12 protein-coding genes are annotated in these 14,407 nt (G+C 51.9%); all 12 read right to left on the reverse strand.

Translation table 11 applies throughout. The features are described 5' to 3' along the window. Nucleotides 1-38 precede the first annotated feature (38 nt). The 12 genes from QWI17_RS11345 to QWI17_RS11400 all read right to left on the reverse strand — a co-directional run bounded on the left by QWI17_RS11345 (nucleotide 39) and on the right by QWI17_RS11400 (nucleotide 14,080). The gene (locus tag QWI17_RS11345; RefSeq protein ID WP_302722621.1) at nucleotides 39-956 is read right to left on the reverse strand and encodes an AAA family ATPase; all 918 of its coding nucleotides are present in this window, start codon (nucleotides 954-956) and stop codon (nucleotides 39-41) included. Between the two features lie 11 nt (nucleotides 957-967). Further along, nucleotides 968-2,173 (reverse strand): O-succinylhomoserine sulfhydrylase, encoded by a 1,206-nt coding sequence (locus tag QWI17_RS11350; RefSeq protein ID WP_302722622.1) that lies wholly within the window; start codon nucleotides 2,171-2,173, stop codon nucleotides 968-970. Nucleotides 2,174-2,184: 11 nt separating this feature from the next. Beyond that, nucleotides 2,185-3,729 carry an amidophosphoribosyltransferase gene (gene purF / locus QWI17_RS11355; RefSeq protein ID WP_302722623.1) on the reverse strand — a complete coding sequence of 515 codons (1,545 nt, stop codon included), beginning with the start codon at nucleotides 3,727-3,729 and terminating at the stop codon, nucleotides 2,185-2,187. Between the two features lie 30 nt (nucleotides 3,730-3,759). Next, nucleotides 3,760-4,269 carry a CvpA family protein gene (locus tag QWI17_RS11360; protein WP_302722624.1) on the reverse strand — a complete coding sequence of 170 codons (510 nt, stop codon included), beginning with the start codon at nucleotides 4,267-4,269 and terminating at the stop codon, nucleotides 3,760-3,762. An 80-nt stretch (nucleotides 4,270-4,349) separates the two neighbouring features. Next, nucleotides 4,350-5,003, reverse strand: a complete 654-nt coding sequence (locus QWI17_RS11365) for an SPOR domain-containing protein (RefSeq protein WP_302722625.1) — start codon at nucleotides 5,001-5,003, stop codon at nucleotides 4,350-4,352. 10 nt (nucleotides 5,004-5,013) lie between these two features. After that, nucleotides 5,014-6,270, reverse strand: a complete 1,257-nt coding sequence (gene folC, locus QWI17_RS11370) for a bifunctional tetrahydrofolate synthase/dihydrofolate synthase (protein ID WP_302722626.1) — start codon at nucleotides 6,268-6,270, stop codon at nucleotides 5,014-5,016. A gap of 6 nt (nucleotides 6,271-6,276) precedes the next feature. Beyond that, nucleotides 6,277-7,146, reverse strand: coding sequence for an acetyl-CoA carboxylase, carboxyltransferase subunit beta (gene accD, locus QWI17_RS11375; RefSeq protein ID WP_302722627.1), 870 nt, complete (start codon nucleotides 7,144-7,146; stop codon nucleotides 6,277-6,279). A gap of 42 nt (nucleotides 7,147-7,188) precedes the next feature. Then, nucleotides 7,189-7,998: a tryptophan synthase subunit alpha gene (gene trpA / locus QWI17_RS11380; protein ID WP_302722628.1), complete on the reverse strand. Its 810-nt coding sequence runs from the start codon at nucleotides 7,996-7,998 to the stop codon at nucleotides 7,189-7,191. Nucleotides 7,999-8,018: 20 nt separating this feature from the next. Beyond that, nucleotides 8,019-9,242, reverse strand: coding sequence for a tryptophan synthase subunit beta (gene trpB, locus QWI17_RS11385; RefSeq protein ID WP_302722629.1), 1,224 nt, complete (start codon nucleotides 9,240-9,242; stop codon nucleotides 8,019-8,021). Between the two features lie 12 nt (nucleotides 9,243-9,254). Further along, nucleotides 9,255-9,878: a phosphoribosylanthranilate isomerase gene (locus QWI17_RS11390; protein WP_302722630.1), complete on the reverse strand. Its 624-nt coding sequence runs from the start codon at nucleotides 9,876-9,878 to the stop codon at nucleotides 9,255-9,257. 49 nt (nucleotides 9,879-9,927) lie between these two features. Then, on the reverse strand, nucleotides 9,928-10,803 hold the full coding sequence (gene truA, locus QWI17_RS11395; protein ID WP_302722631.1) for a tRNA pseudouridine(38-40) synthase TruA: 876 nt from the start codon (nucleotides 10,801-10,803) through the stop codon (nucleotides 9,928-9,930). Nucleotides 10,804-10,873: 70 nt separating this feature from the next. Then, nucleotides 10,874-14,080 carry a FimV/HubP family polar landmark protein gene (locus QWI17_RS11400; protein WP_302722632.1) on the reverse strand — a complete coding sequence of 1,069 codons (3,207 nt, stop codon included), beginning with the start codon at nucleotides 14,078-14,080 and terminating at the stop codon, nucleotides 10,874-10,876. Nucleotides 14,081-14,407 lie beyond the last annotated feature (327 nt).

Here is a 14,407-nt window from a genome sequence, read left to right on the forward strand (position 1 = left end):
ATCACTCATGTATTTTAAGAGACGACTAACTAAAACGATCAGCCATTAACAGATAAAATATCAACACTTTGCTGTAACTGCTCTATTTGGCCAGAATCTGGCACCCCTGCCGCTAGAACACGATGCGACACCACCGAAGGTAACACCGCCTGAATGTCCTCCGGGATGACATAATCACGGTTGTGCATATAGGCCCACGCTTTTGCTGCATGCAACAACGCAAGCGCTCCGCGCGGTGACAATCCGTGGGCAAATTGGCTGTCGTGGCGGGTCGCATGTACTAACCGTTGCAAATAGCCCAAAAGAGCATCTGAGGCTTGGACCTGTGCAATTTGATTCTGTGTCTCAACCAGCGCTTCTGGCGAGACGAGCGTCTTCAAATCAGCAATGAGCCTACGGGAATCACCACCTTTAAAAAGAGCCAGCTCGGCTTTTTGATCGGGATAACCCAGGCTGATACGCATCAAAAATCGATCCAATTGAGACTCAGGCAAAGGAAAGGTACCCATTTGCGACTGGGGGTTTTGCGTTGCGATCACAAAAAATGGGTTCGGCAGCGGGCGAGTATTTCCATCTACAGTGACCTGACGCTCTTCCATAGCCTCTAACAACGCACTCTGCGTTTTTGGTGTAGTCCGGTTTATTTCGTCAGCCAGCAATACTTGAGTAAACACAGGGCCGGCGTGAAACGAGAATTGATTGGCCGATGCATCAAACACCGAAACACCCAGAACATCTGCAGGCAACATATCACTAGTAAATTGCACACGTTGATACTGCAAGCCCGCCACTTTCGCCAAAGCATGCGCCAAGGTGGTTTTCCCCATGCCGGGCAAGTCTTCAATCAGTAAATGTCCATTGGCAAAAAGACAGGCGAGAGACAATTTAATTTCAGGTTCTTTACCTAACAGAACCTTGCCAATTTCATCAATAATGTTCTGAACGCTTTCTCTCACCTAACACCTCTTTATGACAGCGAGCTCAAACCACCTGCGATATCCTTTTGAATATCGTCAATATCTTCCAGCCCTACCGCAATACGGATCAGGTTTTCCGTTATGCCTGCCTCGACTTTTTGCTCTGCGCTCAAACGACCATGAGTTGTCGTAGCCGGATGCACAATAGTGGTTTTAGCATCGCCCAAGTTGGCCGTTAAAGATAATATCTGAGTGGCATCGATAGTCTGCCAAGCTTGCTCACGACCACCAACCACCTCAAACGACAAAACGCCTCCGAAACCACGCTGCTGTTTTGCAGCGAGAGCATGTCCCGGATGGTTAGGCAAGCCAGCATAGTATACTTTGCTGACTTGCGGCTGGCTCTGCAGCCAGTGAGCCAGTGCGAGAGCATTGGTACTGTGAGCATCCATGCGCAAACGCAACGTTTCCAGGCCTTTCAAAAATACCCACGCATTAAACGCGCTCATGGTCGGACCTGAGCTTCGAATAAATCCAAGCACTTCGTCAATGTATTTGTTGGCACCGGCAACCAAACCGCCAAGACAACGGCCCTGACCATCAATATACTTAGTCGCTGAGTGCACGATTAAATCCGCGCCAAAATCAATGGGTTTTTGCAGCGCAGGGGTGCAAAAACAATTATCGACCACCAACAAGGCGCCGGCACGGTGCGTAATATCTGCAAGCCGCTCTATATCAACAACATCACATAAAGGGTTAGAGGGCGTTTCGACGAAAACCAATTTTGTCTTGGCCGTCATCGCCGCCTGCCAACCTTCAAAATCGGTAGCGTCGACAAAACTGGTCTGTACTCCGAAGCGCGCCAAATACTTGTTAAACAAAACCGTCGTAGTGCCAAACACACTGCGCGAACACACGATATGATCACCGGCCTGTAACAGCGCCATACAGGTCGACAATATTGCCGCCATACCCGAAGCGGTTGCCACCGCACTCTCAGTGCCTTCCATTGCGGCGATACGCTGCTCAAGCGTCCTCACAGTGGGATTCGTATAACGCGAATAAACGTTACCGGGTTCATCACCGGAAAAGCGAGCAGCAGCTTCTGCGGCACTGGCAAATACGTAGCTAGACGTTAAATACAAAGCCTCACTATGCTCGCCTTCCGCACTTCTTACCTGACCCGCTCTAACAGCCAAAGTATCAATACCCGCACCCTGTAGGGCTTTTGCTAAATCGCTAGCGTCACTCATAATCTTATCCGTCAATGAATGTGCAAATCTTCACCGTCGTTATGCAAACCTATCGGACTTTCTTCTTCTTTTGCCCGAAGCTCTTTTTTCTTTTTTACTTTGCCTTCCTTGCGACTTGCTTCTAATTTATCGAGGTAATCTTTATCGACATCACCGGTAATATACTCTCCATCAAACACGGCACAGTCAAACTCGGTAACGCCACTGCCACCATCAGCTGATGCCGCTTTAAGGTCTTCTAAATCTTGGTAGATCAACCAATCCGCGCCGATTTCCTCACACACTTCTTGATGACTACGTCCGTGGGCTATGAGCTCCTTAGTGGTTGGCATATCGATACCGTAAACATTGGGATAAACCACCGCGGGGGCTGCCGAGGCAAAATATACTTTTGCGGCGCCCGCTTCACGGGCCATTTGTATGATTTGCTGGCAGGTGGTGCCGCGAACGATCGAATCGTCCACCAACAGAACATTTTTACCGCGAAACTCCAACTCAATCGGGTTGAGCTTTTGCCTTACCGATTTTTTGCGCATTTGCTGGCCTGGCATAATAAAAGTGCGGCCGATGTAACGGTTTTTAATCAGGCCTTCGCGAAACTTAACACCAATTTTGTAGGCCAGCGCCTGCCCTGCTACCCGCGAGCTGTCCGGTATCGGAATCACCACGTCGATATCATGATTGGGGCGCTCTTGCAGAATTTGTTCAGCCAGCTTCTCACCTTGACGCAGGCGCGCCTTATACACAGAGACGCCATCCATAATAGAATCGGGGCGGGCAAAATACACATGCTCGAAAATACAGGGGGTTAAAGCCGTTTTTTCTGCGCACTGTTTGCGGTGCAGTTGGCCATCAAAGGTGATGTAAATCGCCTCACCCGGCGCCACATCACCAATCAGTTCAAACCCGAGCACATCCAGCGCGACACTTTCTGAGGCGACCATATACTCTTCACCTTTATCGGTCATACGCTTGCCATACACCAGTGGGCGAATGCCGTTGGGGTCGCGAAAGGCCACAATGCCGTAGCGGGCAATCAGTGCGACCACAGCGTAGCCGCCGCTAACGCGTTTGTGTACACCCTCAACCGCAGCAAAAATATCTTGTTCGGCGGGAATCAACTTGCCCTGCTGCTGCAATTCATGAGCAAACACATTGAGCAGTACTTCGGAGTCGGAGTCGGTGTTTACATGACGCAAATCGGTTTTAAACAATTCTTCGCTAAGCTTATCAGCGTTCACCAAATTGCCGTTGTGGGCCAGAGCAATGCCGTAGGGGGAGTTAACGTAAAACGGCTGCGCCAGAGCGGGCCCCGAACTGCCGGCAGTTGGGTAGCGTACATGGCCAATACCGATATTGCCCACCAGTCGTTGCATATGGCGGGTACGAAACACGTCGCGCACCAAACCATTCGCTTTTTGTTGTGCTACCTTTCCATTTCCCTGACAGGTAACAATACCTGCGGCATCCTGACCGCGATGTTGAAGAATAGTCAGCGCATCATAGAGCTGAGTATTAACGTCGCGCTTACCGACAATGCCAACAATACCGCACATAGTTGTCTTACCTTTGTATGGAGCAAAAAATTAGTTTATTTCATCTTCAAACAGGGACAGCGCCCAATCTTTAATGAGAAACGTTGTCTCCCGGGCCCAGTCTTCGAACACTAGAAAATGTGGAATCAGCAGTGACTCTTGCCACCAGGGGTCATCATTTACCGGAATCATAGCGGGCAATAAAATAACCGCTGCCATAACCACAACAGCGCCTCGCACTAAACCAAACACCATACCAAACAAACGGTCGGTGCCGGATAGGCCCGTAATTTTGACCAATTCACCGATGAGGTAATTGACCATTGCGCCGACGATAAGCGTCGCGGCAAAAAGTGCGGCAAAAGCAGCTATGGCACGCAACGATGGTGTTTCAATAAGGTTAGTCATCAGGGCGGCAAGCCTGTCATTGAAGAGCATAGCAATGATAAAAGCGGCAACCCACACGGCCAGAGAGAGCGCTTCTTTGACGAAACCGCGCTTTAGGCTGATCAAACAAGATACAGACAATATGCCAATGATTGTCCAGTCTGCCCAGTTCATGCTGGCGGCGTCTCCGATAACCAGAAAGGCGCAAATTTTAACAGAGCACGGGGCCGCATCATACCCATAATGTCGCGGGTTTATGGCTTAAAGCGCAATACCAGAGAATTCACCTTGAATACCGGGTCTACCTCATTCTTTACCGTCTCAGCCAGGGCTTTATCCAGTTTTGGACCGATAAACACCCTGCTTACCTCGCCTTGACCGGTTTGCGCCTGGCGAACATAGGCCTTGTAGCCGCGATCCTGCAATTGCTTGCGTAAGCGCTGCGCCGATTCGGACGAGCGCAAACTGGCCACCTGCACAACCCAGGCATTTAGCTCTTCTGGCGCCGAGGATGAGAGTTGGCTTGGCGAACTACTGCTCGACTCAGGGCGTGGCAACGAACTCGGCTGCGATGAAGTCGATTGTGCAACCGGCTGAGCACTCGCTGCGGCGCGCTCACTCGAAGCGGCTACCGAGGCTTCATTCGCGGCCTGCAGCTGGCTTAAGTCTTCGGCTACAGGCTGATCAGACTCAGGCAAATAGAGGTGGTCAGGGTCAGGTAATGGCTCGTCAATAATCGGCCTGGGCGTTTCGATAACAACCGGCGTCATAGCGGGCTTAGCGGGTATTTGGGTGCGGGTATCAACCTGGTGCAATTGCTGCTCTTTAAAAAAGTCAGGCAGGAAAATCACAGCAATTCCTGCGAGAACCAGCGCACCAATCACTCTTTGTTTTAAACCGTCGTTCACCTAGCCTCACCTATATCGCTGGTATTGATTCGGGAGTCAAAATTTTAAGCGCCTCAGCCACGGTAAAAAAGGATCCAAACACCACAATCAGATCATCTTTTTTTGCTGCAGCTTCAACCTTATATAAGCATTGAGCCATCGTCCCCTCCGAGGCCACAGTCCAGGCCCTTTGATCGATCAGCGCCCTAATATCCTGAGCGGCACCAGCTCTTGCATTGCCGTCGAGCTGGGCAAGATACCAAGTACCGGGCAACTCGGACAAGTTGTCCAGAATACCATCAATATCCTTATCCGCCATAACCGCAAAAATATAATGCAATCCGGAAGTTTGGTTGCGGGCAATTTGTGCGGCTAACATTTGTGTTGCGGCTGGGTTATGGGCGACATCAAGCAAATAGTTGAAGCCATTTTTTGCGACGTGTTGGCAGCGCCCCGGCAAGTGTAAATGTCCCAGCGTCCGCTGGAGCAACGGTTGTTCGGGCAGGCCCACCAATAGGTTCACCGCCTCGATAGCCGCCGCTACACTTGGCAGTGGTAAATGAACTTGTGGCAAATCTATCTCAATAGAGCCGCTGTTAAATCGGCAGCCCTTTTCCGTCAAACTTAAATCAAAATCATGTTCAATGCGCCGCAAAGGCACCTGCAATGCACCAGCAACATCCAGAACTGATTGTGGCGGATCACTATCGGCGCAAACAGCGTGCTTTCCTGCGCGCAAAACACCCGCTTTTTCACGTCCTATCGTTTCCCTATCACTGCCGAGCCAATCCTGATGATCAAGCGCAACAGAGGTAATAACCGCCACATCCGGGTCGACAATATTGACCGCATCCAGACGCCCGCCCAAGCCGATTTCCAACACGTACACATCCACTTGCTTGCGATTAAATAGCCACAGGGCCGCCAGGGTGCCAAACTCGAAATAGGTCAGCGAGATTGCGCCCCTGGCGCTATCGACCGCGGCAAACGCTTGGCACATCTCCTGCTCGGAGACAGGATGACCATTGATTTTAACTCGCTCACAGTAATGATTTAGATGTGGAGAGGTGTAACTGCCAACGCGATAGCCCATCGCGCGCAAGATTGCGCTTGTCGCTGCGACACAAGAGCCTTTGCCGTTGGTACCGGCAACTGTAACGACCTTTGCCTGATGGGATAATGCCAAGCCTGCGGCAGCCTGGCGAATACGATCCAACCCCATGTCAATTTCAGTGGGGTGAGCTCGCTCGATCCTGGCGAGCCACTCATCGAGGGATTGAGCCTTCACTAAGCGTTAAGACGCTTCTACACGGCGGGTAAATTTAGCAATGAGACGTGCAATCGTGTCTCGCATATCACTGCGATGGATAATCATGTCGATAGCGCCATGTTCGAGCAAAAACTCAGCGCGCTGGAAGCCCGCCGGTAGTTTTTGACGAATGGTTTGCTCAATAATAGCGGGGCCGGCAAAACCCGCGCGGGCTCCGGGCTCAGCGGCGTTGATATCACCCAGCAATGCCAGTGATGCCGATACGCCGCCATAAACGGGATCGGTCATTATTGAAAAATAAGGTGTCCCCTGTTGCTTCAATTTCTCCACCACCGCAGACGTCTTAGCCATTTGCATCAAAGAGATCAACGCCTCTTGCATACGTGCACCACCCGTTGCCGGGAAACACACCAATGGGATATTCTCCTCCAAGGCAACTTTTGCCGCGCGAGTGAATTTTTCACCGACGACATAGCCCATAGAGCCGCCATGGAATGCAAACTCGAAGGCGACACCCACAACAGGCATACCTTTCAGTTCGCCCTTCATCGCGACGATAGCGTCTTTCTCACCGGTCGCTTTCTGGGCGCTGACCAAGCGATCCTTATACTTTTTTACATCCTTAAATTTGAGGCGATCGACAGGCTCGATTTCCGCACCAATCTCTTGGCGAGAACCCTCGTCCAAAAAGATGTCCAGGCGGCGGCGAGCGCCGATGCGCATGTGGTGGTCACACTTAGGACACACATCCAGATTGCGTTCGAGCTCTGGGCGATACAGTACCGCGGAGCATTTAACACACTTTTTCCAAAGCCCCTCGGGTACTTTACTGCTCGTACCCTTACGGCCTTCGGCGCGAACCACACTTGGAACCAGTTTCTCTAGCCAACTCATTGCTCGTATTCTCTCTCGATCAGTTCTTCTCGGATGTGGGTGTTACAGGCTGTCCAACGCCTGACGGATGTCACTAATGATACCACCAACAGCACCGGCAATCTGCTCTGGGCTCTGCCCTTGCGCTTTGCCCATAGCATCAACCAGAACACTGCCGATAACCACACCGTCGGCCAATTCCGCCACGGCCTTTGCACTGGCGGCATCTTTAATGCCAAAACCTACACACATTGGCAAATCGGTGAGCGCGCCGAACTCTTGCAGTTTTCGTTGCACTGCTTTCACATCGAGATGACCCGCTCCGGTAACCCCCTTTAAAGAAACATAGTACAAAAAACCACTGGCCTGGGCCGCAACCTGGCGAGCGCGCTCTACACTCGTCGTCGGTGCTAGCAAAAAGATATTATCGATATCACGGCTGGCAAGCTCTTGCTTGAGCCCTTCCAGCTCCTCAAGAGGTAAATCTACGGTCAACAATCCATCGACACCTGCCGCCGACGCCTTTTGCGCAAATACGCTGTAGCCCATACGCTCAACCGGGTTCGCGTATCCCATCAGCAGCACGGGTGTCGTTTTATTCTCTTTACGAAACTCGGCCACTACGGCCATAGTGTCGGTAAGACTGACATGATGCTCAAGCGCACGCTCGTGGCCTTTCTGAATGACAGGGCCTTCAGCCATAGGGTCAGAGAAAGGCACGCCTAACTCAATAATGTCCGCGCCTGCAGCCACCATTTTATGCATAGTGGGCAACGTCGCTTCACGATTGGGGTCACCGTTCACAATGTAGGCAACTAATGCCTTACGACCAGCGTTTTTCAGATCACTGAAGGTTTTACTTATACGACTCATTCTATAGCTCCAGCTCTGTTTTAAACGGTGATGCCATCTATATCAGCGACCGTCAGAATATCTTTATCACCGCGACCAGAGAGATTCACGATGATGATTTGATCCGGCGACATAGTCGGTGCCAACTTCTCCACATAAGCCAATGCATGGCTACTTTCCAGAGCAGGCATAATGCCCTCTGTTCGCGTGGTTTTACGAAACGCAGCCAGCGCCTCGTGATCATTGATTGGCACATAATTGACCCGGCCAAGGTCTTTCAACCAAGCGTGCTCAGGCCCCACCCCCGGATAATCAAGTCCCGCAGACACCGAGTGCGTTTCAATAATTTGGCCGTTTTCGTCTTCCATCAAATAGGTTCGGTTACCGTGCAAGACACCAGGGACGCCATCGTTCAGCGGAGCCGCATGACGACCGGTCTCAACCCCGTCACCACCTGCCTCGACACCGTACATTGCGACACTTTCATCGCTCAAGAACGGGTGAAACAACCCTATCGCATTCGACCCACCGCCGACACAAGCAACCAGTGCGTCGGGTAATTTACCGGTCATTTCTAAACACTGAGCACGTGCTTCACGGCCGATAACGGACTGAAAATCACGCACTAACTGAGGATATGGGTGTGGGCCAGCTACCGTGCCAATAATATAGAAGGTGTCATCGACGTTAGTAGACCAGTCGCGCAAAGCTTCATTCATAGCGTCTTTCAGAGTTTTTGAACCGGACGTTACCGGAATCACTTCGGCCCCTAAAAGTTTCATGCGATAGACGTTGAGCGCCTGGCGACGAACATCTTCCGCCCCCATATAAACCTGGCATGTCAGCCCTAACCGCGCAGCGACTGTGGCTGTAGCCACGCCGTGCTGGCCCGCACCGGTTTCGGCAATAACACGACTTTTGCCTGTCATTTTGGCCAGCAGAGCCTGACCAATGGTGTTGTTAACTTTGTGCGCGCCAGTGTGATTCAGATCTTCGCGTTTCAGATAAATTTGCGCCCCACCGAGTTCGCGACTCCAACGCTCGGCATGATAAAGCGGTGATGGACGGCCAACATAGTGCGCCAAGTCCTTATCGAACTCAGCCTGAAATTCGTCGTTATCTTTCAGCTGGCTGTAAATCTCTTGCAGTTCGTCCAATGCGTAGATCAGTGTTTCCGATACAAAACGGCCGCCAAATTGGCCAAAATGGCCGCGCTCGTCAGGAAACGCACTGTAATCCACTGGGGACTTGGTTAAATCATTCACGATTTTACTCACCTATAGATTGCCGCGTTTGGCATTTACGATAAAGTTCTTTACTCGTTCCGGGTCTTTCATTCCCGGCCCAAGCTCGACACCGCCGCTGACATCGACCGCGTTACAGCGGGTCGTGGCAATGGCTTGAGAAACATTGTCTGGTGTGAGCCCTCCCGCTAGTACAATGGGTTTCAGCGGCTGAGTAGGCACGCGCTGCCAGTCGAAAGTTTCACCGGTACCGCCGGGAGTGCCGGGCCGATAGGCATCCAGCAAGATTCCCACAGCGCTCGGATAGGCCGCAATACTCGCCTCTAGGTCCAGCTCTGGGCGCATTCTCAGCGCCTTAATATAGGGCCTGTGAAAGCGCTCGCAGTCGGATAAGGTCTCATCGCCATGAAATTGCAGCAAATGCAGAGGGACTTTCGCAAGAATCGACTCTATTGCACTGGCGGCTGCGTTTACAAACAAGCCTGTCACCGTAACAAACGGTCCGCAAGCCAAAGCGATAGCACGAGCCTGCTCAAGGTCCACACAGCGGGGGCTCTTGGCATAAAACACTAAGCCAATTGCATCGGCACCTGCCGCGACCGCAAATTGGCCCTGCTCAACAGTGGTAATCCCACAGATTTTTACGCGCGCACTCATGAAATCGATGACTCTAAAACTCAGAGCGCGAATCTTAGCAGAATTTTGCTCATTCGTCAGAATACCAATGCCCTACCGGCTCATCGAAATACAGCGGCCCGGGAAGCCTGGCGGGCAAACCAAAGCTGGCGTCATAATCCACCTGAACCAAGTAGAGCCCGAAAGGCGGCGCCGTGACCCCGCCCAGGCGCCGGTCCCTGGCCATAAGCACCTGCTTTGCCCAACCAACCGGTTTTTCGCCTGCGCCAATGGCCATCAGAACACCGACTATATTGCGCACCATGTGATGTAAAAAAGCGTTGGCACGGATTTCCAGTACGATGAGTTCGCCCTTGCGCACTAACGTTAAATGCTCGATGGTACGAACGGGCGAATGGGCCTGACACTGAACCGCGCGATAGGAAGTAAAATCATGCTCCCCAACGAGATCTCTCGCTGCATCGACCATTTTTTGCAAATGCAACGCCTTGCGGCTCCAGGTAATCTGATCGTGCAGAAGCGCAGGCTTGGCGCAGCCTTCGGCAATCAAATATCGATAGGTACGAGACTGAGCGTTAAAGCGGGCGTGAAACTCTGGACCAACGTCGTGCGCCCAGTGAACAGAGATATCATCCGGTAAATAGGCCTTCAATCCCCGCGTCCAGGCTTTTTCCGGTCGCTGTACCAACGTATCAAAATGGACAATTTGATTGGTTGCATGCACCCCCGCGTCCGTCCGCCCGGCGCAAACCAAACTAATGGGTTCAGCCGCAATCTTCGACAAGCCCTTGTGCAGTGCACCCTGTACCGTCGCTAAACCACCGGGTTGCACCTGAAACCCGTGAAAACTGCTGCCCTTGTATTCCACCGCCATGGCAATTCGGTTCATACCTTCAGGCCAATTGGTGTCGGCAAGAATTTCACCGTTACGGACATACTTACCCATGTTAACTCTCATGTGACAAAAAAGGCCTTGTACGTCGAAACGTACAAGGCCTTTCGAATAACCAAAGCGCTTAACTGTCTACTTTTTCAAGCAGGCTTTGCGCCTCTTGTTTCTGCTCATCATTACCTTCTTCAGTAACTTCAGACAAAATATCTTTCGCCCCTTCCATGTCACCCATGTCGATGTAAGCACGCGCTAAATCTAATTTAGTCGCCACTTCATCGGCATCAGCCAAAAAGTCGAGGTCTTCGTCGTCATCGTCAGCGACTTCAGCGACAGACTCTGGCGTTGGTAAATCATCAACGTCCATTCCTTCGTCGAGCCCACTCAATGCTTCATCGAAAGCGTCATCTTCGTCTACGGATAAATCCATATCCTCGCTGACGTCGTGCTCAGAGTTCGCCGTCGGCTGAGGCTCCGCAGGGGCCGCCTCGTGCACAGAAGCATCCGACTCTGGCGCATCAAGATCCGCCATTTCACGATCCAGTGCCTCGAGATCAAGATCTCCCATGGCCTGGTCCAGGTCAAAGTCGTCGGCGTCTTCATCGGCCAAATCCAGACTCGCGCCAGACACTTCTGAGTCAAGAGTTAGATCTGAATCGTCCTCCAGATCCTCTGACTCCAGAGTTAATGCCGACTCAGAGGGCTGGTCGATTGCAGAGTCCAGCGTCAGATCGTCAGAGGAGTCCGGCAACTCCTCTGTGTCGCTGCTGGCCGATTCAGGCTCGGCACTTTCCAGCGAATCATTACCATCGAGCTCGAGCCCCTCGTCAAGCAGGGGGGCCGACTCAATATCGTCGTCCAATTCCAGCTCAAAGTCATCCAGCTCTGCGGGCTCGCTCGACACCGAAGGCTCCAAGCCACTGTCTTCGCTAACAGAGTCCTCCATATCTAACGACAAAATGTCATCAGTATCGGAGCTGAGCTCGTCGCCTTGTGCCTCGTTTGTATCGTCTAACTCCAGCGAGAATTCTTCATCTGCTGAGCCCTGTGTTGATAATGGCTCGTCAGCCTCGAGATCCAGCAGAGGCTCTTCGACAGTTTCCGTATCAGCAGCACCGGTAGCAGACTCATCATCCAACTCGAGGTCAAAATCTAAAAGCTCATGCTCGTCGCTCTGATCATCTTTATCCGTTTCAAACGATAGATCGTAACGGGTCTCGGAGCCTTCCAGTTCGAGCTCATTGGTTGCTGGATCTGCAGCAGTCTCGCCGTCAGAATCCTCATCCAGATCTAACTCGAAGTCATCCAGAGACAAATCTTCGCCATCTAAATCGAGCAAGTCTTCGGTTGCACTGTCATTGCTCGCCGAGTCTGCAGCAAAATCATCGAGATCAAAGCTTTCATCCAGGTCCAGTGCAGGCTCTGACTCAGATTCATCGTCGCCATCTAGCGTTAGCTCACTGTCACTTTCCTCGGTGCCAGTAATGTCATCATCAAGATCTAAACCGAAATCCTCGAGTTCATCCAGCGCGGGCTCTTCAGTTGTATCCGCAGCTGGCTCGGCATCACCAAATTGAGCGCGCAGTTCGTTCGCCCTAGCGAGCGCGGCCTGATCAGCCGCAGGTGCTACAAGATTATAACGTTCGTCAAACGCTGAGCGATTGCCACTTTCCGCATAAACTTCCAGCAATTTCAGTTGAATTGGCAAGGACCCAACTTCTTTTTCCAGCCCTTTAAGCAGCATTTCTTCAGCCTGATCGTACTTGGCGTAGGCGATGTAGATATCAGCTTCGCTGACAACGTCACCTGTTTCAGCTTCTACTGGCTGGACCGTCTCCTCTTCGAACGCATCACCCAGATCTTCATCAAACTCATCGGCAACGGCATCTTGTTCTGTGTCTTCTTCTGTTTCAAACACAGAATCATCAAACTCGGAGGTAAATTCATGCTCAGTGTCGCTCGCACCGCTGCGCTTGCGCAAAATAACGAACAGCGCAACGATCAGACCGACAATTGCCAATCCAATCCAGTGAATATTCGCCATCACCTTGTCCATCAGAGATGGCTCCGGGGGGCGACGGACGACTTGAGTGGCACTTGGCTTAGACTCTTCGACTTCAGGTGCTGGCTCTTCAGCGACTTCAGGCTCAACAGCTACCTCAGTTGACACTGAACTCTGCTGTTCTGCCGTCGCCGTATCTTCAGCTGTAGACATGGAAGACTCTTGCTCACCGGAAGACTGCAAAGCGGCAAGCTGTTCATTGCTGACTGCCAGCAGACGCTCCATGGTTTCAATTTGGTCTTCCAGATCCGTCACTCGTGAGCGTAAATCATTGTTTTCACTCACGCTACGCTGTAATTCTTCTTCCGCGGCTGCCAATTCATCGGCCAAAGCCCCGGCCGAGCCACTGCCATAGCCACCGCCTTGCGCAGTACCACCTTGCCCGGTTGTGCCGGGAGCCGCCAACTTAACCTGACCTTGCACACCAGCGTCGGAGCGATTTGCAGAGCCGCTGCGACCAGACGCATCCAACTGCGCGCCCATAGCATTGCCAGACCACTCGCGATTTTGCTGAGCCACCTGACTAATCGCCTGACGCGCGGTTAGGCTGCCAATCTCCTGGGCCGAAGGAATACGCAACACCTGACCTTTACGCAGCAGATTAATATTACCTTTTATGAAGGCTTGCGGGTTCGCGCGCTGGATGGCCAGCATGGTCTGCTGAATAGATGCGCGCCCCGGTCTTACCGCTCGGGCGATATCCCACAAGGTGTCGTTTGCTTTGACGGGCCCGTACACGTCACTGCCTGTAGAGCGTTCTGCCGGTACGGCGCCGGGCTCTCTCGCAGTCCGTACCGGCTCATTCTTTACCGCTGTGCTCGTACCACTTACCGGAGTGGCGGTTGCCTCAATAGGGCGAGCAGATTCGTCGGAAAAAACCGGCAGATCGAGTAGCACTGTGTATTCACGCAACAGTCGACCACTGGTCCAGCGCACCTCCACGACAAAGCTCAGGAAAGGCTCTCGCACCGCATCTTTGCTGGTCACCGCGATAAACGGCTCACCGGGCTGGTCCGCGATGACATTAAAGCGCAGCTGGGTGTAAAAGAAAGAGCGGTCAATTCCCAGACGGCGAAAATCGCCTTCGTCGGCCAGCCTGACGATAATCTGGTCTGCCCCAAGTTCGCCAATATCAATAAGATTGATATGCGCATCGAGCGGTTCGTTCAAGTTCGAGTTCAGCTTTATTTCGCCCAGACCCAAAGCCATCACGGAGCGTGACACTATGAGCGACAAGACTCCAAGCAGTAAAAACAGCTTACGAAGTTGCATAGCACTTTCCTTTTATAGTATCCCCCGGCCTTCCGACGACCCGGCCCTTCGACATCCTGTCAGCCACTGAATTGATACGCGGCCAGCCAATTGTGATTCTTAAGAGGCCCCAAAACCTCGAATATTTCTTCAATATTGGCTCTAAGTATTCATTATAAATAGCTTTTTATCAATACTTAGCCTGCCAAGGTCCATCCATTTGGGGTGGTTTTTGGGTGATATAGAGCTCCCGCCACTAAAAATGTGAGAAATTGCGCCGCGGATCACACTCCAGAAATAAAAAAACCTCAGTTTGCCAAGCAAACTGAGGTCTTCAACGAGCCGTAA

This window comes from Gilvimarinus gilvus (assembly GCF_030518155.1).
GTDB lineage: Bacteria > Pseudomonadota > Gammaproteobacteria > Pseudomonadales > Cellvibrionaceae > Gilvimarinus > Gilvimarinus gilvus.